Source organism: Streptomyces scopuliridis (assembly GCF_042790125.1).
Lineage (GTDB): Bacteria > Actinomycetota > Actinomycetes > Streptomycetales > Streptomycetaceae > Streptomyces > Streptomyces scopuliridis_A.
The window spans coordinates 15,627-36,101 of record NZ_JBHTZS010000021.1 but is presented as its reverse complement, the minus strand read 5'-3'; the positions used below and the strand labels follow the sequence as shown (position 1 = coordinate 36,101).

General features: G+C 68.6%; 21 protein-coding genes and 1 riboswitch. Of the genes, 9 read left to right on the top strand and 12 right to left on the bottom strand.

Annotated features, from left to right (window positions below):
• The first annotated feature begins 42 nt into the window (after positions 1 to 42).
• Together ACFRKB_RS27060 and ACFRKB_RS27055 are read left to right on the top strand one after the other, a co-directional pair.
• Positions 43 to 993, top strand: a complete 951-nt coding sequence (locus ACFRKB_RS27060; protein WP_383109062.1) for a YncE family protein — start codon at positions 43 to 45, stop codon at positions 991 to 993.
• A gap of 9 nt (positions 994 to 1,002) precedes the next feature.
• Positions 1,003 to 2,004: an alpha/beta fold hydrolase gene (locus ACFRKB_RS27055; protein WP_383109060.1), complete on the top strand. Its 1,002-nt coding sequence runs from the start codon at positions 1,003 to 1,005 to the stop codon at positions 2,002 to 2,004.
• A gap of 437 nt (positions 2,005 to 2,441) precedes the next feature.
• Here ACFRKB_RS27055 and ACFRKB_RS27050 read toward each other — a convergent pair whose 3' ends face one another.
• A complete protein-coding gene (locus ACFRKB_RS27050) occupies positions 2,442 to 3,023 on the bottom strand; it encodes a DoxX family protein (RefSeq protein WP_383109059.1) in 582 nt (193 codons plus the stop codon).
• Positions 3,024 to 3,411: 388 nt separating this feature from the next.
• On the opposite strand from ACFRKB_RS27050, the gene ACFRKB_RS27045 reads away from it, so the two are divergent.
• On the top strand, positions 3,412 to 4,359 hold the full coding sequence (locus ACFRKB_RS27045; protein WP_383109058.1) for a DUF5996 family protein: 948 nt from the start codon (positions 3,412 to 3,414) through the stop codon (positions 4,357 to 4,359).
• The gene (locus tag ACFRKB_RS27040) at positions 4,305 to 5,405 is read left to right on the top strand and encodes an NAD(P)-dependent oxidoreductase (protein ID WP_383109057.1); all 1,101 of its coding nucleotides are present in this window, start codon (positions 4,305 to 4,307) and stop codon (positions 5,403 to 5,405) included. Before ACFRKB_RS27045 ends, ACFRKB_RS27040 begins: the two co-directional genes overlap by 55 nt.
• Here the strand turns inward: ACFRKB_RS27040 and ACFRKB_RS27035 are convergent.
• Both ACFRKB_RS27035 and ACFRKB_RS27030 read right to left on the bottom strand, forming a co-directional pair.
• Positions 5,394 to 6,392: a cytochrome d ubiquinol oxidase subunit II gene (locus tag ACFRKB_RS27035; RefSeq protein WP_383109056.1), complete on the bottom strand. Its 999-nt coding sequence runs from the start codon at positions 6,390 to 6,392 to the stop codon at positions 5,394 to 5,396. The genes ACFRKB_RS27040 and ACFRKB_RS27035 overlap by 12 nt on opposite strands.
• Positions 6,385 to 7,839, bottom strand: a complete 1,455-nt coding sequence (locus tag ACFRKB_RS27030; RefSeq protein WP_383109054.1) for a cytochrome ubiquinol oxidase subunit I — start codon at positions 7,837 to 7,839, stop codon at positions 6,385 to 6,387. Before ACFRKB_RS27030 ends, ACFRKB_RS27035 begins: the two co-directional genes overlap by 8 nt.
• 436 nt (positions 7,840 to 8,275) lie before the next feature.
• Here ACFRKB_RS27030 and ACFRKB_RS27025 point away from each other — a divergent pair, with 436 nt between their 5' ends.
• The 3 genes from ACFRKB_RS27025 to ACFRKB_RS27015 all read left to right on the top strand — a co-directional run bounded on the left by ACFRKB_RS27025 (position 8,276) and on the right by ACFRKB_RS27015 (position 9,993).
• Positions 8,276 to 8,821, top strand: coding sequence for a hypothetical protein (locus ACFRKB_RS27025; RefSeq protein ID WP_383109053.1), 546 nt, complete (start codon positions 8,276 to 8,278; stop codon positions 8,819 to 8,821).
• Between the two features lie 11 nt (positions 8,822 to 8,832).
• On the top strand, positions 8,833 to 9,489 hold the full coding sequence (locus ACFRKB_RS27020) for an erythromycin esterase family protein (RefSeq protein WP_383109052.1): 657 nt from the start codon (positions 8,833 to 8,835) through the stop codon (positions 9,487 to 9,489).
• 201 nt (positions 9,490 to 9,690) lie between these two features.
• Positions 9,691 to 9,993 (top strand): hypothetical protein, encoded by a 303-nt coding sequence (locus ACFRKB_RS27015; RefSeq protein ID WP_383109051.1) that lies wholly within the window; start codon positions 9,691 to 9,693, stop codon positions 9,991 to 9,993.
• A gap of 69 nt (positions 9,994 to 10,062) precedes the next feature.
• Here ACFRKB_RS27015 and ACFRKB_RS27010 read toward each other — a convergent pair whose 3' ends face one another.
• From ACFRKB_RS27010 to ACFRKB_RS26980, 7 genes are all read right to left on the bottom strand, one after another.
• The gene (locus ACFRKB_RS27010; protein ID WP_383109049.1) at positions 10,063 to 10,212 is read right to left on the bottom strand and encodes a hypothetical protein; all 150 of its coding nucleotides are present in this window, start codon (positions 10,210 to 10,212) and stop codon (positions 10,063 to 10,065) included.
• Between the two features lie 216 nt (positions 10,213 to 10,428).
• Positions 10,429 to 11,484, bottom strand: a complete 1,056-nt coding sequence (locus ACFRKB_RS27005; RefSeq protein WP_383109048.1) for a sodium:calcium antiporter — start codon at positions 11,482 to 11,484, stop codon at positions 10,429 to 10,431.
• Positions 11,485 to 11,867: 383 nt separating this feature from the next.
• Positions 11,868 to 12,575 carry an inorganic diphosphatase gene (locus tag ACFRKB_RS27000; RefSeq protein ID WP_383109046.1) on the bottom strand — a complete coding sequence of 236 codons (708 nt, stop codon included), beginning with the start codon at positions 12,573 to 12,575 and terminating at the stop codon, positions 11,868 to 11,870.
• Positions 12,568 to 12,906, bottom strand: a complete 339-nt coding sequence (locus tag ACFRKB_RS26995) for a hypothetical protein (protein WP_383109045.1) — start codon at positions 12,904 to 12,906, stop codon at positions 12,568 to 12,570. The genes ACFRKB_RS27000 and ACFRKB_RS26995 overlap by 8 nt, the downstream gene beginning before the upstream one ends.
• A 502-nt stretch (positions 12,907 to 13,408) precedes the next feature.
• Complete coding sequence (locus ACFRKB_RS26990) at positions 13,409 to 14,188, bottom strand: ABC transporter ATP-binding protein (RefSeq protein WP_383109043.1); 780 nt, start codon at positions 14,186 to 14,188, stop codon at positions 13,409 to 13,411.
• On the bottom strand, positions 14,185 to 15,198 hold the full coding sequence (locus tag ACFRKB_RS26985; RefSeq protein WP_383109042.1) for a FecCD family ABC transporter permease: 1,014 nt from the start codon (positions 15,196 to 15,198) through the stop codon (positions 14,185 to 14,187). The genes ACFRKB_RS26990 and ACFRKB_RS26985 overlap by 4 nt, the downstream gene beginning before the upstream one ends.
• Complete coding sequence (locus tag ACFRKB_RS26980; protein WP_383109041.1) at positions 15,195 to 16,202, bottom strand: ABC transporter substrate-binding protein; 1,008 nt, start codon at positions 16,200 to 16,202, stop codon at positions 15,195 to 15,197. The genes ACFRKB_RS26985 and ACFRKB_RS26980 overlap by 4 nt, the downstream gene beginning before the upstream one ends.
• A 70-nt stretch (positions 16,203 to 16,272) precedes the next feature.
• A riboswitch (cobalamin riboswitch) is annotated at positions 16,273 to 16,469 on the bottom strand.
• A gap of 31 nt (positions 16,470 to 16,500) precedes the next feature.
• Between ACFRKB_RS26980 and ACFRKB_RS26975 the strand changes: the two genes are divergently transcribed.
• Positions 16,501 to 17,205, top strand: coding sequence for a DUF1963 domain-containing protein (locus tag ACFRKB_RS26975; RefSeq protein WP_383109040.1), 705 nt, complete (start codon positions 16,501 to 16,503; stop codon positions 17,203 to 17,205).
• On the opposite strand, the gene ACFRKB_RS26970 is transcribed toward ACFRKB_RS26975, so the two are convergent.
• Both ACFRKB_RS26970 and ACFRKB_RS26965 read right to left on the bottom strand, forming a co-directional pair.
• Positions 17,160 to 17,615, bottom strand: coding sequence for a hypothetical protein (locus ACFRKB_RS26970; RefSeq protein WP_383109038.1), 456 nt, complete (start codon positions 17,613 to 17,615; stop codon positions 17,160 to 17,162). The two genes, ACFRKB_RS26975 and ACFRKB_RS26970, sit on opposite strands and share 46 nt — an antisense overlap.
• Before the next feature lie 547 nt (positions 17,616 to 18,162).
• The gene (locus ACFRKB_RS26965) at positions 18,163 to 18,801 is read right to left on the bottom strand and encodes a TetR/AcrR family transcriptional regulator (protein WP_383109037.1); all 639 of its coding nucleotides are present in this window, start codon (positions 18,799 to 18,801) and stop codon (positions 18,163 to 18,165) included.
• 71 nt (positions 18,802 to 18,872) lie between these two features.
• Between ACFRKB_RS26965 and ACFRKB_RS26960 the strand changes: the two genes are divergently transcribed.
• A complete protein-coding gene (locus ACFRKB_RS26960; RefSeq protein WP_383109036.1) occupies positions 18,873 to 20,468 on the top strand; it encodes an FAD-binding oxidoreductase in 1,596 nt (531 codons plus the stop codon).
• Positions 20,469 to 20,475 lie beyond the last annotated feature (7 nt).

Below are 20,475 nucleotides of genomic sequence, written 5' to 3'. Positions count from 1 at the left end.
CCCTATATCGCCATATCGATGGGATCGGACAGGAGACTTCTCATGGCAGACGCCAACTTTTTGACCGGCGGCAATGGCCTTGTGGCAATCGACAAGGTCGGGAATCATGTGCTGTTCCTCGATCCGGAGACCTACGAGGTCGAGTTGACCCTCGAAGGTTTCGCGCCGAGGGTGCATGAGCTTCTCATCTCGCCCGATCACCGCTTCGCGTACGCCCCCATCTACGGCGCCGGCATTCACGGGGAAAACCCCCATCCAGGCCATCTGATCGCACAGTTCGACCTGGAGGAACGCAGGCACGTCGGAGACCTCAGCACCTATCCGCATCTCGCTCCGCATGGCCTGCGCTGGGGAGCGGACGGCACGTTGTACTGCGTATGCGAGAACAGTGGCGTGGTGCTCGAAATGGCCCCCGAGAGCGGCACGATCGAGGACGTGATCGAGGTGGGCTCCAACAAGGCGCACCGCGTCGAGGTGCTGCCGGACAACAGCAAGCTCTATACGGAGAACGAGGAAGACACGTTCGCGTCGGTCGTCGATCTGGCCATGAAACGGGTGGTCAAGAAGATTCCCATGCCAAACGGTGCCGCGGGAATCGGCATGCCCCCTGATGGGGAGACGGTCATACTCGTCGACGCTCAGCAGCCGCAGCTCTTCGTCGTTGACACGGACTCGGACGAGATTCGCTCGACCATCACACTCGACGGGCACGAGAAGGCGGCTCAGATCGCGCGCTACAGCCCCGACGGCAGATACCTGGTGGTCACGAACTTCGAGGAGCCGCTGGCCACGGTCTTCTCCGAGGACCTCAAGTCACAGACCCTTCTTCACCTCGGCCAGGGCCCCATGAACATGGCCTTCCACGAGGACGGGGAGACGGTGCTCATCGCGAATCACAACGAGGGCTCGCTGGCCGTGTGCAACCTCGAACGCGGTGAGGTCCTGCGTACCGTGCAAGCAGGGGTCGGCATCGAGACCCTCTCGTTCTTCTAGAGGTCGCTCATGCCCACCGACTGGGAATCCGAAGCCGTACCAGGCTTCCACACCGTCGGCGACTTCCCGTTCGATGACGGACACCGCCTCGATGTGACCCTGGCGTACCACACACTCGGCTCGTTGAACGCGGGCGCCGACAACGCCGTGATGCTGTTGCACGGCACAACCGGCTCCGGCCGGCAATTCCTGGGACCGACCATCGCCGACTTCCTGTTCGGGAGCGGCCGGCCTCTTGATGTGAGCAGGTTCTTCGTGATCCTGCCGGACGCCATCGGTCACGGCGGATCGAGCCGGCCCAGCGAAGGGCTTGGACCCGACTTCCCGCACTACGGCTACGGCGACATGGTCGAGGGTCAACATCGGTTGCTGGTGGACGGTCTGGGCATCGAGCGACTACGGCTGCTGCTCGGCACCTCGATGGGCGGGATGCAGACGTGGATCTGGGGCCAGCGGTATCCGGACCAGCAGGCGCTGATGGCGGTCGCCAGTCTTCCCGAGCGGATCACCGGGCGGAATCTGCTCTGGCGAAGGATGCTCATCCATCTGATCACGTCCGATCCCGGATACGCCGATGGCCGCTACAACAAGCAGCCGGCCGGACTCGGCCACGCGATGGCGCTGTTCCGGCTCATGGTCGGCAGCGCGCGGCACATGGCGTCCGACCTGCGGTCCGTCGATGCCGCCGACACACAGATCAGGGCGACCGAGTCGCAGGCGCTGGACAGCGAGGACGCCAACGACGTCGTCTGGGAGTTCGATGCGTCCAGGGATTACGACCCGGCCCCCGGCCTCACATCGATACGGGCTCCGCTGCTGGCCGTCAACTTCGAGGACGACGAACTCAACCCCGTCGAACTCGGCGGACTGGAAAGGGCCATCGCCGCGGTTCCCCACGGACGAGCCCTGACGCTCCCGGCCGGACCGAAGACGCGCGGACACCAGACGCTCCATGTCGCCGAGGTCTGGTGCGACCACCTCGCCGAGCTGCTCGCACAGACCCAGGGCTGACACCCAGGACTCCCCTCGGTCTCTACCCGGTGCTGAGTTGGCGCGGGTTCGACTCGGTGAGACTCGACAATCTTGCCCCGTCGCTCCGAGAGGATGGTCCTGGTGGCGAACACGTCGGCGGTGGTGACGGCGTCGCGCGCCGCCGGCCGGTCGATCGCGGCGGCGACCTGCTGCGGGTGCGTGGGGGAGTCCGTCCACCTGCGTACGGCGGCCGATTTGCCAGCGCGTCGCAGTGCTCCGGCGCCCCCTTGCCGCGCAGCCCGCCCCGGCCAGGATGGTCACTCGTTCGGCGGCGTTGAGGACCCGCGCCGCCGCGCTTCAGGGCGGTGCGCAGGGCGGCCTCCAGCAGCCTCGGCAGTTGCTCGGGCAGGTTTCCGTGGGGCAGGCTCCCGACCGGGATGACTGGCATGACCGGCGTGAACCGGTTCAGGGGCTGTTCATGACTTCCGGCTCCCCGGACCGCCCGCCCGCAAGAGCGCACGACGTGTGGTCAGGCCCCCCAGCACTCCGGCCGCACAGCCGACGATGCCGGCGGACGCGGGCCAGTTGACGTCGGTCAGCCGGTCGAGTGACCAGGCGCCCGGCCCGGTGAGCCCGGTGACGGCCACGGACACGATCAGGACCAGCGGATACTCGTAGCCGTCATCCTGGACCCACAGGCCGTGCGGGAACTTCACCGTGGCCGCGACGGTCATGACGCCGGCGACGGCCGCCACCGCGAGCGGTGTCAGGAGCCCGGCCGCGAGCAGCAGACCCCCGCCTGTCTGACCGCTCCCGGCCGCCACCGCGGTGAGCCGGCCGCCTCGGAAGCCGTCGCGCCGGAACTCCTCGGCACCGGCGGCCAGGCCGTCTCCACCCAGCCAGTGCGTCATCTTCTGCAGGCCGTGAGTGGCGACCAGCCCTCCGACGACAATACGGAGAGTGAGCAGCCCGGCGTCGGTCCAGCCGGCGCCCGGGCCGGCGGCGCCCCGAGCCGCACGCAGCGACCGCTTTCTCAAAGTGAGACATGGATTCCGCATGGTCACTTCTCTTCTCGCGCCGCAGACGGTGAGTATCGGACAATGCGGAGTGAACGGTGGGATTGGCGGTTTTAGTACAACGTCCTCCCCTCCCGTGCGCAAGCCGTGGAATCTCCCGTACGTAAGCCGTGGACCGGCGTTCGCCAGTGGCCGGATCACCAACCGCGTTCATGAATCGGCTGACGAAGCGACGCGGTCCGACGCGCGCCCTCTGCGGGGCCGCCAGCCGATCAGCACGGCCGGGCGGTGACGGCTGTCGCTCAGGTGGCCGACGCCGTCGGACAGGACGACGATGGAGGAATCAGCGCGCATCAGCGGGCATCAGGCGTCAGCGGGCATCAGCAGGCACCGGCAGACATCGGGGGGATCCGAAGCTCCGGAGGGAATCATGGTGACGACGGAAGCCCGCCGGGGAGCCGGCATGTGGCCGCGGTTGCGGATCGCAGAGTGGGCCGAGACGCGCGACACGCTCCACATGTGGACACAGATCGTCGGGAAGGTCCGGCTGGCACACGCCCCGCTGCTCAACCACTGGTGGCAGGTGACGTTCTACGTCAGCCCACGGGGGTTGACCACCTCGGCCATTCCCCACGACGCGGGAGCCTTCGACATCGAGTTCGACTTCATCGACCACGCGCTGAGTCTGCGCACGAGCGACGGCGGCGCCCGGCGCATCGCCTTGGAGTCCATGCCGGTGGCGGACTTCCACGCCCGTGTCCTGCGGGCCCTGGAGGAGTTGGACGTCCCCACCACGATCCAGGGGCATCCGAACGAGGTCGAGCCGGCGATCCCGTTCGCGGAGGACTTCTCGCACCACACGTACGACCCGCATGGCGCGCACCTGTTCTGGCGCCAGCTTCTCCAGGCCAACCGGGTGCTCGGCGAGTTCCGTAGCTACTTCGTCGGCAAGGTCAGTCCGGTCCACTTCTTCTGGGGTGCCATGGACCTGGCTTGCACCCGCTTCTCCGGACGCGGCGCCCCCCGCCACCCCGGTGGCGCGCCGAACTGCGGTGACTGGGTCATGGAAGAGGGCTACTCACGCGAGCTGAGCAGTTGTGGTTTCTGGCCAGGGGGCGGTGACGAGGGGGCTTTCTACTCGTACGCCTACCCCGAACCCGACGGATTCGCCGAGAGCGCCGTCACCCCCTCCGAGGCGTACTACAGCCGGGAGAACGGCCAGTTCCTCCTGCCGTACGAGGCGGTGCGCACCGCTCACGAACCCGATCGGACGCTGCTGGGCTTTCTGCGCAGCACTTACGAGGCCGCCGCCGAGCGGGGCGGATGGGACCGGGCGTCGCTGGAGGAGGACCCGGCCCGCTGGAGGGGACACAGGTAGCACCTCGTCCTGACTTCCTTCCTCACGCCCTTCAGGGCTACGAGATCAAATTCAATGTGCTGAGTATCCACCGGTCGCCCGCCAGGATGGAGGGCCCTATCGTGGCCGGCATGAGGATCGCGGTTCTGGGCACCGGCGTCATGGGAACGCCCATCGCACGGAACTTGCTGGGGGCCGGCTTCCAGGTGCGCGTGTGGAACCGTACGAGGCACAAGGCGGAGCCACTGGCCGCCGAGGGCGCGTACGTCGCCCACTCGCCCGCGGACGCGGCCACCGACGCGAACGTACTCGTGACCATGCTGGCCGACGGTCCCGCCGTGGAAGCGGCGATGACCGCGGAGCAAGGCGCCGAGTCCGACGAGTCCGCTCCGTCCGACGAGTCCGCTCCCTCCGCCTCGCCCGCTCCGTCCGTCCTGTCCACGCTGTCACCCGACGCGGTGTGGATCCAGATGAGCACCGTCGGCGTCCAGTGGGCACAGCGCCTGGCGGCCCTGGCCGGCCATCGCCTCGGTTATGTCGACGCGCCCGTGTCCGGCAGCTCGGGACCCGCTGAACACGGAGAGCTGTTGATCCTCGCCTCCGGCGCACCGGCACTGCGCGACCGCGTCCAGCCGGTGTTCGACGCCGTCGGGCATCGCACCGTATGGCTCGACCGAGCCGGTGACGGCAGCAGGTTGAAGGTCGTCCTGAACAACTGGCTGGCGCTGCTCGTCGAAGGCATGGCAGAAACCCATGACCTGGCCACGGCGCTGGGGTTGGACGCGCGCGCGGTCACCGACGTCATCGACGAGAGCCCTTTGCGGTGCGACTACGCGGTGGCCAAGGGGCGCGCCATGGCCGCCGGTGACTTCACCCCCGGCTTCCCGCTGCGCCTCGCGCGGAAGGATGCCGCGCTCGCACTGGACGCCGCGGGTGACCACGGCATTTCCCTGCCGCTCACCGAAGCACTGCTGCGACGCTGGAGCACGGCGATCGAGCTGGGGCACGGGGACGACGACGTGGCGGCCGCGGTCACCGCCGTCCGGCGCGCCGCGTCAGCCCCGTGACTCCAGCCGTCCCCTGTTCTGGAGGATGTAGAGGGCGATCAGAGACGGGGCGATGAGCACCCCGGCGGCGCCGGCCACGGAGGCGAGCACCCAGAGTGTGGGTGTCGGCGCCGCCGCCTCGGCGATGGTCAGATGCGTGCCCAGCAGATACGGGTACTGCGCGACGCCCCAGCCGCATACGACGGTCGCCACGGCCAGCGCGGCCAGCATGCGCAGGGCGAGGGGGTTCTCGCGTCTGAGGAGGAACAGACTGAGCAGCCCGCTCAGCGCCGAGATGACGAGCAGCGGCAGACCGAGGTGACTCAACTGGTGGAACAGCCGCGGGGAGTCGGCCTGGAGAAGGAAAATGCCCGCCAGGCAGACCAACCCGGTGACGATCCCGGCGAGCAGCGCGCGTCGGCGGAACGACGCTTCGAGCCGCGGGCTCCCGTACTGCCGCGCGGCAGCGGTCAGATACACCGCGGCGAGGTAGGCGCACACCGCTACGGCCAGCACCCCGCCGAGGACGGAGGTGGGGTTGTTCCAGCTTCCGACCGGATCGCCGTAGCCGGCGGTGGGTACCCGGCCCGACGCGATGGCGCCGGCCACGCTGCCGAAGCAGTAGGGCGTGAGCACCGAGGACAGCGCGAACGCCGCCCCGTAGATCCGCTGTTCGGGCGTGCGCATCGACGCCTTGCGGAAGGCGAAGCCCGCGCCACGCAGGACGATTCCCAGCACGGCGATGCCCAGGGGGATGTAGAGGGTTGTGGTGATGGCCGTGAACGCGAGGGGGAAAGCGCTCCACAGCATGACGAGGCAGTAGATCAGCCAGGTGTGGTTGGCCTCCCAGACGGGGCCGATCGACACGTCGATCAGATGGCGGGGCCTGTTGCCGCGCGCCGCTCCGCCGGCGGTCAGGTCCCAGAAACCGGCGCCGAAGTCCGCTCCTCCGAAGAGCGCGTAGGCGATGACACCGATGAAGAGCAGGACCGCGACGGCGTCACTCATGGCTGCCGGCCTTCCCCGTGCGTACGTCGGTCAGCGGCCGGTTGGGACCGTAGGGTACATCCAGCCCCTGGTCCTCTCCCTCTCCCTCGCCGGCTCTCCAGCGTCTGGTCAGGGAACGCAGGATCAGCACGGCGCCGGTGCCCACCGCGAGATAGATGGCGAGGGCGGCGGCGAAGAACGGCCAGAGGTTGCCCTGCGTGGTCACGGCGTCCTTGGTGAGCAACAGACCGACCACCGTCCACGGCTGCCGCCCCACTTCGGTGGTCACCCAGCCGGCCTCCAGGCACACCACGGCGACGACCCCGCTGAGGGCGGCGCAGCGCAGGAACCACCGGTTGGTGGGCACCCGCCGCCGACGCCACAAGAGCCAGGCGAACCAGAGAACCAGGAGAAGGAGCAGGCTGGCCGTTCCCACCATGATGTCGAACGCGAGGTGGACCACGCTCACCGCACTGTCGGAGGGCCGTACTGCGGGGTCGATCGCGTCGAGTCCGCGGATCTCCGTGGACGGACTGAACCCGGCGAGCAGCGAGGCCACGTCGGGAATCCTGAGGCCGTAGCGCACCTCGCCGTCCACGAGCACTCCGCCCAGCGTCTCGGGGACATGGCGGCCGGTCGTGGGCAGCATTTCGATCGCGGCGAACTTCGCCGGCTCGCTGTGGAACACCTGGCGTGCGACGACATCGCCGACATAGATCTGTACGGGCAGGATGACGCCGGCCACGACGAATCCGATGAGGAAGCCGAGCCGGTGGTAGTGGTCGCGGCGTCCCTTGAGCATGCCGACCGCGTAGACCGCGGCCACCGAGAATCCGGCGACGATATAGGCGGCGAGCAGCATGTGCACGCTCTCGAACCAGAAGGCGCCGTTGAAGAAGACCTCGGCCGGACGGACGTCCACGACCCGGCCGTCGCGCATGGTGATCCCACCGGGCTGGTTCATCCAGCTGTTCGCCGCCACGACGGCGGCGGTGCCGCCCATGCTCGCCAGGACCACGGGTACGCCCGTCCAGAAGTGCACCCAGGGAGGAAGTCGCTTCCAGCCGTAGATATAGATCGAGACGAAGATCGCTTCCAGGAAGAAGAAGATGCCTTCGATCGCGAACGGGAAACCGAACGCGGCGCCGTATCTGCCCATCAGCCCCGGCCACAGGATGCCGAGTTCGAAGCTCAGCACCGTACCGGTGACCGCTCCCACGGCGAGCAGCACGGCGGCGACCTTCGACCAGCGCTGGGCGAGCAGCAGGGCCTGGTCGTCGCCGTGTTTCAGACCTCGGTAGTTGGCGATGAGCATCAGGGCGGTGAGTGCCACTCCGAACGGCACCAGGATGATGTGGAAGCCGAGAGTGAACGCCATCTGCTCCCGGGCGGGCAGCAGCTGCGGCGGGTCACCGGCCGAGGCCGCGGCCCGCAGGAGAATCCCGGCAGCCTGTGCGGAAGTTGGCATTCAAACATCGTCCACGCACAATGCGGCGCGCCGGTCCGGCGACACGGGCCGGGGGCGAGTGTCACCCGTTCAGTGTTCGCCGAGCACAGCCGCTGCGAGGCCGTGATGCCACGGCCAGACCTCGGGGGAAGCCGCGGCAGGCAGACGGGTGCGGACGTGGGTGTGGTGGAGGAGCGGGTCGAAGACCTGCCGACCGGCGAGCGAGAGATCGGGGGCCGGCAGGCCGCCGTCGGGGGACTGGCACAGTCCGAACGACAGGACCGACTACCAGCATCTCGGTTGAACTCACGCTTGGGCAGGGAACTCTGATGATATGTCGAGGCGATTACAGAGGAGCCCGGCCGCAGGCGGAAACCGATCTCGCCTTCGTCGTCGGCGGCCACCCGCGCGAGGCGACGACAGAGCGGTTGGCCGCTGGACGACGACAGCCACCACCGTGTTCACCCTCCTGGCGCTCGTCGCCGGCGTGGTGGGACAGTTCCTGGGGATCTGGAAGGATCTCCTGGAACAGTTCGGCGGCTCAGATCCACCGCGGCCGAGTGCTTCGGGCCAGTCGCCCGGTATGCCGGGCCCTTCAGCTGGTTCCTCATCGACCTGCGGCACGTCGAGCAAGGACGTCGTGCTCAAGATGGACGGGAGGCCGAGCCGTTCGGCGGCGCACGTGGTCGCCACGGTGTCCTGTGTCCTCGCACCCGATGACCACCTCGCCTGGGTGGTGCGAAAGGTCGCCGGTACGGCCACCAACCCGCGCGTGCACTACACACTGCGGAACGACCTGAGCCAGGGACCAGGCACTTACGTCTATGACGCGGTACTCGACAGCACGGCACCTGGGTCCGAGCGCACCCTCTCCGTGCTGCTGATGAACAGCGACATGTACCAGAAGGTGAAGGCCACGACAGACCCCGAAACGGGTTACGTTCTGCTGCCATCGCCACCTCCCGTCGTGTCGAACTCCGTGGTTGTCAAGACGCCGGAGTGAAAACTGCGGACGTGACAAAGGCGGAACGGAAGAGCCAGACACAGATCACGGCGATCGAAATCCGGTGGATGCGTTCCTTCAACCGTCGGCATCCCGATGACCCGGTTCGGTTCGCCGGAGTGGTCGGCTCTCGCGAGAGACAGGGCTTCCGGCTCGACGGTCTCGCCGGCATCGAGGTGAGTCTGGCCGAGGACACGATCCGGTGGCACGAACATACCGGCGACGAGATCGTCTACTGGGGTGGTCTCGCGCACACCGCCAACGGCAATCCGCGGACCGTCTCTCCCTCCTCCCCGCCGATGACGCACCGGAACGCGGGCAGTTACCTCCGCGAGCACTTCGGAGCCGGATACGTGCCCATCGGCCTGACGTTCCACCACGGCATGGCGCCCTACCCGGTTCCGGCACCGCCGACGGAGTTCGCTGACGCGATCCTGGGCGCAACCGGGCTGGATGCCTACCTTCTGGACCTGCACGCCGATAGCCCACCTTCGGTGCGGACCTGGCTCGATACGCCGACCAGGACGCGCCTGATCGGCCCTCACTACGACCCTGATGACAACGCCGCTTACCACATCTCCGGTGGATCGCTCGCGGACTGGTTCGACGCCATCCTCCACACACAAGAGGTCACCCCGGTCCGTTTCCTCTCACATGCAACGAGCTGAGTCTCGGGACAGCAAGGCCCGATCAGGACCGGTGGCGACAACTTCCGCGCTCCGGTGGATCAGGGCAGCGCGGAGACAGGTACGGCCACCGGTGATCACCAGTTGGTGTGTGCACAAACGAAGATCAGGCAGTGACCGCGGCTTGCTCGGTCATGAACCCTCGGCCAGGGGGCAGCTGATCGGTTGCCGTACTCTTCTGCCGTGGCGAACTGGTGGCGGTCTCTGAGCAAGGCGTTCTGGGCTCTGGACCGGGCCATGGGTGGGCAGCGCCGTCCGACGCGGATCCAGAAGTGGGTGGCCCGACACCCGATCGGCACCTTCCTCTGCGTGGCTGTGCCCTTCACGCTCTTCCTCTTGATGCTGTCGCGTGAGGAGGAACCCGACGATCCGCTGTTCGCCGTGGTGTTCGGGCTGCTCATGGGGCTTGTCTTCGGCCTCACGGCCTTCTCAGAGCGGCTCCGGCAGCGTCGGCTCAAGCGTCTGGGGATATGGGACGGATCTTGAGAGGGCCGGGGTCCGACGGCACGGTTTGCAGCCCGGGCCCCCGGCCCCCGGCTGGTGGGACGTGCGTGTTCAGCCGGCGTTGGCGTTGACCATGGCGTCGTGGAGCAGGTCGACGCCGAGGGCGTCGCCAACGGCCTTGTAGTTGAAGTCCGAGGAAAGCTGCCGCCTCGCGCTTGCGGGTGGCGTCGCCGCCGCTGGCGGCGAACTTCGGGTACGCACCCAGTACTCCGGGGCAGAGACGGTGCTCCGGCGCCCCGGGCGGAGGCCGTGCTGCCTCGTCCGGCAGATGCCGAGTGCCTGGGTGATCCTCTTGTCGTAGTAGGCCCGGGAGGCCGGGTCGCCCGGGGCGCGAACGCGCTGGCGGGCGCACTTTCGGGTACCGGGTTCGGTCCGTTGCCGCCCTGGGCCCGGGCGGCAACGGACGGGGAGGGAGCGTCAGGACAGGATCGGGATCAGGCCCAGGGCGAACAGAACGTAGAAGCCGGCTGCCGTCGCGAGGCGGGCGGGGGTGAGCTTGTGGGCACGCATGGTGGCCAGGAGGTAGACGATCGCGGCCATGGTGATGATCCCGGACCACAAGAGGGCCCCGTCGAAGTGCCACTTGGTGAACAACAGGCCGATGCCGCTGGGGACGGTGGCCTGGATCATCATCGAGCCGGAGATGTTCGCCAGCGCCAGCTTGATCTTGCCCTGCCGTACCCAGATGACCGCGTTCATGATCTCCGGGAGTTCGGTGGCGATCGGGGACAGGAGCAGGGCGGTCACGGTGGCGGACAGGCCGAGCATCGGGCCGATGACATCGAGCTGTGCCACGAAGTAGTGCGCGGCGAGGAAGATCACGCCGAGGGTGGCCAGGGTCTGCGCGACCACGGCCCAGGTGGCGGGAGAAGCCTTCTTGGGCTGGAACTTCAACGGCTCCAGTTCCTCGTCCTCCTCGTCGCCCTCCTCCGCGCGGCTGCTGCGGATCTCGCGCCAGAAATAGACGGCGTAGGCGGCGAAGAACAGCAGGCCGAGAGCGGGCTTGAAGGCGAAGGCGACCAGTCCGAGTGCGACCTTCACGATGAAGATCGGCAGGAACCACTTCTGGTCCTTGGCCAGGCGCTGCATATCCTTCTCGTCGCCCAGCGCCTCACCGCTGTCGGGGCCGCTCGGCGGCATGCCGGTATCGGCCAGGACGAGCAGGCGTTCCCTGCGGCGCTTGAGCAGGAGCACCGCGCCGGTCACGCCGTAGGCGACGGTGGCCAGTGCGAGGGGGCCGCCCATAGCGGCGCCCACCCCGATGTTCTTGGCCTCCTCGGTCGCGCCGGTGGTGACCGCGACCAGGGTGACCACGGATTCGGGAAGAGCCGTACCGAAGGCAGCGAGGATCGTGCCGACGGCCATCTTGCCGACCTTGAGCCTTTGGCCCAGCCACTCGACCGCGTTGACGAACCACTCACACGAGAGATAGATCGCCACCGCGCACACGATGAGCAAAACGAAATGGATCACGGGACTCGGTCGTCCTTCCGGCGCCGGCAGGAGACCGAAGGACGACCAGCTCGGGGCGGCGGTACGACTTCGGCCCCGCCGACGCACTAGTTGTCATCGACAAAGGGCCGAAGGTCTCACCCGCCCTCATCCACGACAGATGCGGGCCCGGCCACCGGGAATCCCGCTCGGGATTCCAGTATGTCGACGACCGGTTTGCGGGGTTACTCCCCTTCGTGGTTGTTCATCCTACACATAATGCAATTGCGGTAAAGCGCGAAGTACCCGATGAATCATCGAGGTACGGCTCCGCGCCGCCGGGGTGGCGCGGAGCCGTGGATCGCGGCGGTGGCCCTCAGGCGGCGCCGCCGTGGTTCAGGCCGGGCTCGTCCGGTCCGTGGGCGTCAGGACGAGCACTTCGCCTGGTAGTCGTTCACGCTGTCCTTGACGAGGCGCGTGGCCTTGGAGGCGTTGTCGTAGCCGTTCAGCTCGACCTTCTTGGTGCTGCCGAGCTGCTTGTAGACGTTGAAGAACGCCTCGATCCGCTGCTGTTCCATGGATGGCAGGTCCTTGATGTCCTTGATCTCGGAGTAGGTGGGGTCCACATCGTCGACCGGGACGGAGATGACCTTCTCGTCGGCCTCGCCGCCGTCGACCATCTTCAGCACACCGATCGCCCGTACGTTGATGACCGCGCCGGACTTGAGGGGTTCGCGGGTCAGGACGAGCCCGTCGAGCGGGTCCCCGTCGCCGCCCACGGACTGCGGCACGGAACCGTAGTTGGCGGGGTAGGAGACCGGCATCGACATGAAGCGGTCGACGACGAACTGGCCCGTTGCCGGGTCGATCTCGTACTTCGTGATGCTGTCCTGCGGGATCTCCACGACGACGTTGAAGCCGTCCTTCGGAATGTCCTTGGCGGCCGGCTGCGGGAAGGCCAGGGGGTGCACGTACCCGCCCGGGGTGGACGGCCAGCAGTCCGCTGCCGCGGACGAGTCTGTGGCGGCACTCGACGACGACGTCGCGCTGGACGCCGTCACCGACCCCAGGGCGAGGACGACGGCGACCGGAGCGGCGGTCATGGCTGCGGAACGGAGAAACGGCCTAGACATGGCAAATCCTTACTAAACGCCTCAATGACGACAGTGAATCTGACAGCCGAAGGTGTACGGAACTCGACTTGACGGTGACGATGGGAAGTTGAGGTGTGCGGGCTTCCAGACCCGGGACCGTCCCGCTGATCGGCGCCAGGGCAGTGGGTCCGAGCCAGTGCTCGCGTCGGAAAGCGCGGTGGATGAGCGAGCACGCCAGGGCGGTGGCTCCGATGGCGAACCGGTGGCCGAAGTCCCGGCGGCGCTCGGGGACATGGACGAAGCCCATGCCGTACACGCCGGCGGCCAGGACGTACCTGGCTGCCACGGTCAGACGTGCGGGGGTGATCATGCGAGCGCGCATGGCCAGCGCGAGGTGCGGAGTGCATCACGGGTCTCGTCCGGGCCTTCCCGCTACCGGCGGGGGCTTCGAGGACGACCGCGCGAGGGAAGTGGCGGAAGCTTCGACCCCGCCGACTCGCATACGTCGTCGACAAAGGGCCGAAGGTCTCGCCCACCCATACCGCTACGGCACGGGCCCGGCCACCGGGAACCCGTCAAAAGGCTCCAGTATGTCGACGACCGGTATCACAGGGCTACTCCCCTTCGCGGTAGCCATAGTACATACCCTGTGGCGAGCGAGCACATGCCGAATGTGGTCCGGCACGGCCGACTCGGCAACCGGCAGCGATGACGGGGGATGCGCGGGTGCTGTGGCACGGTCGGCGCCCCGGAGCCGATCGACGCAGCGGGGCGGTCGGACGCGGGGGTGTGGCCGCCTGGCGGACCACGCAGCGTCCTCTACTGCTGTACAGCCATACAGCTTCGCGACCTGCGGTCGCCGCGCGTGCCGTTCAGCGGCGGCGGGTCACGGTGCCCAGTACGCGAATGTGCGGGCGGCCATCCTCGCCCGGCTCGGTGACCCTCACCTTCACGCCGTAGACCTCGGCGATCCGATCCTCCGTCAGAACCTGTTGGGGTGTGCCCGCGGCGATAACCCGTCCCTGCCGGAGCAACACGATCCTGTCGCAGAACATCGCCGCGAGGTTGAGGTCGTGCAGGGCCACCACACTGGTGACGGCGAGTTCGGCGACCAGATTCAGCAGATCGAGCTGGTGCTGGATGTCCAGGTGGTTGGTCGGCTCGTCGAGAAGCAGTTCACGCGGCTCCTGCGCGAGAGCGCGGGCGATCTGAACGCGCTGACGTTCGCCGCCGGACAGCGTGCTCCATCGTTGGCACGCACGGTCGCTCAGACCGGTGCGCTCCAGCGCGGCCGTCACCGCCCGCTCGTCCGCCGACGTCGGGGGATGCCAGGGCCGCCGGTGGGGAATACGTCCCAGCCGTACGACGTCGGCGACGCTCAGTTCGACCAGGGTGTCCGCCTGTTGCTCGACCACGGCGACGCGGCGCGCGATGTCCCTGCGCCGCAATTCGTCCAGGGGACGGCCGTCGAGCGTGACGACGCCGCAGCCCGGGGCGAGAACGCCGGCGAGCAGACGCAGCAGAGTGGACTTGCCGGAGCCGTTCGGCCCGAGCAGACCCGTCATGGCCCCGGGCGGGGGCGCGAGACTGACCCCATCGAGGATCAGCCGGCCGTCGGCCGTGCGGGAGACGCGTTCCGTGCGGAGTGTCATCGGTGTGTCCTCCGTGTCCGGTGGAGCACGAGGACGAAGACGGGCACGCCGATCAGTGACGTCACCACGCCCACGGGTATCTCCTGAGGCTCCAGGACGGTGCGGGCGAGCGTGTCGATCCACACCAGAAACACGGCCCCGCCGAGCGCGGTGACCGGCAGCAGACGACGGTGGCCGGGGCCGACCAGGGCTCGGGCCATGTGCGGCAGCACCAGACCGACAAAGCCGATGGCACCGGCCGAACTCACCAGCGCGGCCGTGAGCAGGGCGGTGGCGCAGAGCAGGATCAGGCGGGTACGGGGGACACTGACTCCGAGCGTCGCCGCGGCGTCCTGTCCGAAGGCGAAGGCGTCCAGGGTTCCGGCGTACCCCAGGCAGACCGTCAGGGTCAGGGCGAGCACGGCCAGGCACAGCCACACGTCGGCCCAGCCCGCGCCGCTGAGCGAACCGAGCAGCCAGAACAACACCCCTCGGGTCGTCTCGGCGTCGGCGGAGGTCACCACGACGAACGAGGTGAGCGCGGAGAACAGCTGCATCGCCGCCACCCCGGACAACACCACGCGGTCCGTGCTGTCGCCGAGCGTCCGGCTCAACAGGAGCATCAGCGCGAAGGAGCAGAGGGCGCCGACGAACGCGCCCGCGGAGAGCGACAGAGCTCCACCGCCCACGCCGAGAACGACCACGGTGACCGCCCCGGTCGACGCCCCTGAGGAGACGCCGAGCACGAAGGGGTCGGCGAGCGGATTACGCAGCAGGGACTGCATCACCGTGCCGCACAGCGCCAGCCCGGCCCCGCACACCGCTGCCAGCAGCGTGCGCGGCAGCCTGAGGTTCCACACGATCCCGTCCCGGATCGGCGTCAGCCCGGAGGCGTCGCCCGCCAGATGTGAGGCGAGGGCCGACCAGACCTCATCGACGCCGATGTCCGCCGGGCCGATGGTGACGGCCACGGCGACGGAGACGACAAGTGCGGCCAAGCCGGCCGTGGTCCGCAGCAGGGTCGCGGTCACTTCGCCAGGCCGTACTCGCGTACCTCGGCCGCGACCCGCTCAACTCCCTCGACCGTCCGGATCGTCGGGTTCATGGACTGCCCGCTGAGGAGCACATACCGTTTGTTCCGTACGGCGTCCATCGTCTTCGTGACCGGGTTGGACTCCAGGAACTCGATCTTCTTCGCGGCACTCTCGGCGGTCTCCGACTTACGGGTCAGGTCGCCGATCACCAGGACGTCGGGGTTGCGGTCGGCTACGGTCTCCCAACTGATCTGCGGCCACTCCTCGGTGGTGTCGTCGAAGACGTTCTTCGCCCCGAGTTCCCCGGTGATGATGCCGGGGGCTCCGCAGCATCCCGCCATGTAGGGGGACTCGGCGTTGGCGAACCAGTACAGCAGCGTGACGTCGGACGCGTCGAGATCCTTCGTGGCCCTGTTCACGCGGGATGTGAGCTGTGCGACGAGCCGCTCGCCTCGCTCCTCGACGCCGAAGATACGTGCCACATCACGTACTTCGCCGTACACCGTCTCCATCGTCAGCGGTTCGGACCGGCTGCCGTCGCCGCCGCCACTGTTGTCCTTGCCCTCGCAGTCGGACGGGGAGAGGTAGGTGGGGACGCCGAGCTTCTCGAACTGCTCGCGCGTAGCCACTCCTCCCTTGCCCAGTGTGGAGGCGAACGAGGCCGCGACGAAGTCGGGTTCGGTGCTGAGGACCCGCTCGAAGGAGGGGTAGTTCTCCGCCAGTCGTTCCACTGCTCTGTCGGACTTCTCCAGCCCCTTCATCACCGGGTCGGTCCAGGTGGCGGTGCCCACCATCCGGTCAGCGAGGCCGAGGGAGAACATGATCTCGGTCGTCCCCTGGTTCAGCGACACGGCCCGCTGAGGTACCGCACCACCCGTGTCCACGGTGCGCCCGCAGTTCTGCAGGGGAGGGACCTTGCCGGCCCGCGAAGTGGTGGTATCGGAGGTGCCACCAGACGGGTTACCGCAACCGGCCAGCAGGAGTACTCCGGAAAGGAGCATGGCGAAACAGGGGGCGGGACGCGCGAAAGTCACAGTCGTTCCTCAACGTCGAGGGCCCGTTCGCGGGGCCCGTTCGTACGGTCCGCCAGCAGGTCTTCGGACTCGGGATCACTCGAACGAGGCGCCTTCCCGGACCATCGCTGGCCCAGTGGCTTCAATGCCCCGCCCGTCACCCTTACCGCTGCGCGTCAGTTCCGGATTCACACCGGATTCCCCAACTCCCGTTCATGCGCGTACGAGAGTTCGACTGGCTTCGGCAAGCTATCACAACCCAAGTGTTCTGGATCCCCTGCTGGATGTGTTGCCGGTGGAGCTGCGGCAGCGGTGGCTGGAGCTGGTGCGGCCTGCCCTCCACTTCTACGGGCGTGGCGATGGGGACGGGGACGGGGACGGCCCGACGGTGTGGTGGTACGGCGGTGAGCCGGACCTTCCGGACGATGTTCCCTGGCCTGTCCTGGAGGGGATGGGCCCTCTCAACTACGTGGCCACTCTCGACTGTTCAGGGGTGCCCCGGCACGGTCTGGACATCCCTCTGCCTGAGGACGGCAGGCTCGTCTTCTTCATTCACGAGGATCTTGGCGAGACGGCGCGGGACAGAGCGACGGTGATCCACGTTCCCGCGTCGACTGCCACCCGTCCCCGCCGATGTCCCGAGGAGACCCTCGGTAGTGTCTTCGCCCACGAAACTGAGCAGTTCCTGGTCGTGAAGGGGGTCGTACCCACTATTCCGGATACCGGGACCGTCATGGTCACCGCCCTCGGTATCCCGGGGGAGTGCGGCGAAGACCTGGCCCACTGCCTGGACGACCTCGAACAGGAGCTCCCCTGGTGGCAGAGCCAGGTGGGCGGCCACCCGCATTGGGCGCAGTACCCCATTCTGCTGGACAGCGAGGGAAACCTGTGCGGACCGAGTGATCTGCGGGACCCGGCCTACATGCGACTCGCGCTCGGTCGGGGCTATGCCTGGGGCGGGGGCGCGAGGAGAATCGGCCAGTCGTCATAGGTCGCGAGCAGCTCGTCCAGTGGAACGTCGGGGCCCGCTGTGAAGACGGCCGTGGCCTCGGACAGCGGTACAAACGGCCCCGGGACGGCCGCTGTCTGCGCGCGCAGGACCACTACGGCCTCCGGGTCGACGGCCGACCGACCGGGGAAGTCGGCGGGGTCCACCCCGACCGCGCGCAACCCGGCCGGGTAAACGGCGACGTCGACGATCAGCCGGCCGCTGTCGCGTGTGTGCTCGGCCCAGCCATCGGTCTGCAACAGGCAGGCCCAGCCGTTCACCTCGTGACAGTAGTCGCCGAGCCGGACCACGGCGCGCTCCCCGGGGGCGCCCTCGGGATCGACGAGGAGGACGACGACGGGCACATCCGGCTCGTCGGGGTCGATGCCGGGACGAACGTACAGTCGGGCCATCAAAGGGTCTCCGGGGGAGTCGAGTGGGCACCAGTACAGCACAGCGGGCAGCCACACACGGCGGGCCGAGCTCGCTCTGGACGGGGACCCGACGCAGTCCGGTATGAAACGGCAGTCGAACTTCACCGAGGCAAACTCCCACCGGCCGAACTCCGCTGAGACCGGGGAGACTTCTTGCGAGACGGCAGCCGCGGAACGAGCAAGCTCTTTCCCCGAATCGCCGGAGGATCAGAAGCAGTTTGTGACCTGCGGCAGCACAGCTCGTCAGCAGGAATGAACCGAATCAGTTGAGCGCACGCACTACCAGTCGGGCAACTCCCTTTATTCCTCGCCAGACCCACTCAAAGAGTCCTGCCGGCACGGCCAGGTCGGCGGCGTCAGCGGCCGCGGTCTCCCGGCCCGACCCCGAACGGCACCGAGGGCAGGAACGGGGCCAACGGCGCTTTTGCGCACCGCATTTCTTGCACATCGTCATGACCTCATTCTTACCTGCCGCCACGCCTCCGCTACGCGTAGTCGCCTCACGCCCAGGAGGTGGCGGTCCAGCTCACGTGTGGTCGTCGTCGGCGGTGAGGATCGCGTGGCCGGCCGCGGCGAGCCGTGCGCAGCGCCGGGTCATGGCTTCGGGTGTCTGATCGGGGTGGTTGATCCACCAGCGGATGAGGGCGGTGCACAGCCCGCGCCATGCGTACGTGAGGGCGTCGGCGTCGAGCGGGTCGCCGGATCCGGCTGTGTGGAGGAGTTCGGCGGTGCCGGTGGCGGCGAGCTCATCGATGGCGTCGCGGTAGTACGCGGCGCGGCTGGCGGCGTCGCTGTCGGGCGGCAGCGAGGGGTCGTAGAGGACGAACCATGCCTCGCGCTGTCCGTCGAGGGCGTCGAAGAGGGCGTGCAGAACGCGCAGGGGTGTGGGCGGTGCGCCGGTGGCATGTTCGGCCATGGCGCTGCGGATGGCGTCCAGCAGCCGGTCGCCGACCGGGTCGAGGCAGGCGAGATAGAGGTCCTGCTTGCTGCCGAAGTACTGGTGCAGCAGCGGTTTGGTGACGCCGACGCGGCCGGCGACAGCGGCCACGGTGGTGGCCTCGTAGCCGCGGCGGCCGAACTCCTCGGTGGCCGCGGCCAGGATCTGTCGTTCGCGATCGGCCCTCGGCACGCCCTTGGTGCCGGCCCGGGAGGAGGGCGTTGTCATGGGACCAAATCTTACCTTACAGTAATTTACTGCTGGGTAAGTTTCCTGTATTCCCACCTGGGAGCACCCTCATGCCTGCCACCACGTCCGCCCCCCGCGCCCGCTCCTGGTGGGGCTGGGGCTACGTCGACGCCCACCCCGACGACACCGAATGCATCGCGCTGGGGGCCCTGCTGCCGGGCACCCTGGCCCGCCCGCTGCCGGTACCCCGGGTCGCCGACCTGCCCATCGGCCGCCCCGGCGCGACGCCCCCGCCGTCCCTGGCGCACCTGGTCACCGCCGATCCCGGCGTACGTGCCGCCCATGCGATGGGCAAGGCCTACCGCGATGTCGCCCGGGCGCTGCGCGGCCGGCCCGGCCGGATTCCCGACCTTGTCGCCCGCCCGACCGGCGACCAGGAGGCGGCCGACCTGCTGGACTGGGCCGGCGGGCACGGCGTGGCCGTCATCCCCTTCGGCGGCGGCTCCTCGGTGGTCGGCGGTGTGGAGTACCGCGGCGATGCCCACCACGCCGTGCTGTCGCTGGACCTGACCGCGATGGACCGGGTCCTGGAGATCGACGCCGTCAGCCGCTCGGCCCGCATCCAGGCCGGGGCCCTCGGTCCCGTCCTGGAGGACCAGTTGCGGCCCCACGGCCTGACCCTGCGCCACTTCCCGCAGAGCTTCGAATTCTCCACCCTCGGCGGCTGGCTGGCCACCCGCGCCGGCGGCCACTACGCCACCGTCCACACGCACATCGACGACTTCGTGCAGTCCCTGAACGTCGTCACGCCCGCCGGAGTGAGCAGGTCCTGGCGACTGCCCGCGTCCGGCGCCGGACCCTCGCCCGACCGGCTCTTCCTCGGCTCCGAGGGCACGCTCGGCGTCATCACCGAGGCGTGGATGCGTCTGCGGGAGCGCCCCCGGTTCAAGGCTTCGATGTCCGTGGCGTTCACCGACTTCCACCGCTCGCTGGACGCCGTACGAGCCATCGCCCAGTCAGACCTCGCCCCGGCCAACTGCCGCCTGCTCGACCCCGGCGAGGCGCTGCTGTCGGGCGCCTCCCGGGACGGCTCCGCCGTCCTGGTCCTGGGCTTCGAGTCCGCCACCGGCCCCGTCGACGACCGCCTCGCCACCGCCGTGGACCTGGCCCGCGCCCACGGCGGACGCGGCGAGACACCCGCCGTGGACCGCGGCGCCCCGGCCGACGCCGCCGTGAGCGCCTGGCGCACGGCGTTCCTTCGCATGCCCTACCAGCGCGACGGCCTGGCTCGCATGGGCGCCGTCGTCGAAACCTTCGAAACCGCCGCCACCTGGGACAAGATCCCCGCCCTGATCGGCGCTGTCCGCGCCGAGGTCGGCGCCGCCGCCCTGAAGGCCACCGGATACCCGGCCACCATCAACTGCCGCCTCACCCACGTCTATCCCGACGGCGCCGCCCCCTACTTCACCGTCGCCGTCGCCGGCCGCCCCGGCGACGAGGTCCAGCTCTGGGACGACATCAAAGCCGCCGCGAACGACGTCCTGCACCGTCACCACGCCACCATCACCCACCACCACGCCGTCGGCCGCGACCACCGCCCCGGCTACGACATCCAGCGCCCGGAGCCCTTCGCACGGGCCCTGCGCGCCGCCAAGGACACCCTCGACCCCCACCGCATCCTCAACCCCGGCGCCCTGATCGGCTGACAGGACG

Coding starts and splice junctions, on each gene's coding strand:
- ACFRKB_RS26965 (WP_383109037.1), bottom strand. CDS start 18,801: ATGACAACGCCCTCCTCCCGGGCCGGCACCAAGGGCGTGCCGAGGGCC.
- ACFRKB_RS27000 (WP_383109046.1), bottom strand. CDS start 12,575: ATGTCTAGGCCGTTTCTCCGTTCCGCAGCCATGACCGCCGCTCCGGTC.
- ACFRKB_RS26995 (WP_383109045.1), bottom strand. CDS start 12,906: ATGATCACCCCCGCACGTCTGACCGTGGCAGCCAGGTACGTCCTGGCC.
- ACFRKB_RS26990 (WP_383109043.1), bottom strand. CDS start 14,188: ATGACACTCCGCACGGAACGCGTCTCCCGCACGGCCGACGGCCGGCTG.
- ACFRKB_RS26980 (WP_383109041.1), bottom strand. CDS start 16,202: ATGCTCCTTTCCGGAGTACTCCTGCTGGCCGGTTGCGGTAACCCGTCT.
- ACFRKB_RS27055 (WP_383109060.1), top strand. CDS start 1,003: ATGCCCACCGACTGGGAATCCGAAGCCGTACCAGGCTTCCACACCGTC.
- ACFRKB_RS27030 (WP_383109054.1), bottom strand. CDS start 7,839: ATGCCAACTTCCGCACAGGCTGCCGGGATTCTCCTGCGGGCCGCGGCC.
- ACFRKB_RS26960 (WP_383109036.1), top strand. CDS start 18,873: ATGCCTGCCACCACGTCCGCCCCCCGCGCCCGCTCCTGGTGGGGCTGG.
- ACFRKB_RS27050 (WP_383109059.1), bottom strand. CDS start 3,023: ATGCGGAATCCATGTCTCACTTTGAGAAAGCGGTCGCTGCGTGCGGCT.
- ACFRKB_RS27060 (WP_383109062.1), top strand. CDS start 43: ATGGCAGACGCCAACTTTTTGACCGGCGGCAATGGCCTTGTGGCAATC.
- ACFRKB_RS26970 (WP_383109038.1), bottom strand. CDS start 17,615: ATGGCCCGACTGTACGTTCGTCCCGGCATCGACCCCGACGAGCCGGAT.
- ACFRKB_RS27035 (WP_383109056.1), bottom strand. CDS start 6,392: ATGAGTGACGCCGTCGCGGTCCTGCTCTTCATCGGTGTCATCGCCTAC.
- ACFRKB_RS27045 (WP_383109058.1), top strand. CDS start 3,412: ATGGTGACGACGGAAGCCCGCCGGGGAGCCGGCATGTGGCCGCGGTTG.
- ACFRKB_RS27040 (WP_383109057.1), top strand. CDS start 4,305: ATGGGACCGGGCGTCGCTGGAGGAGGACCCGGCCCGCTGGAGGGGACA.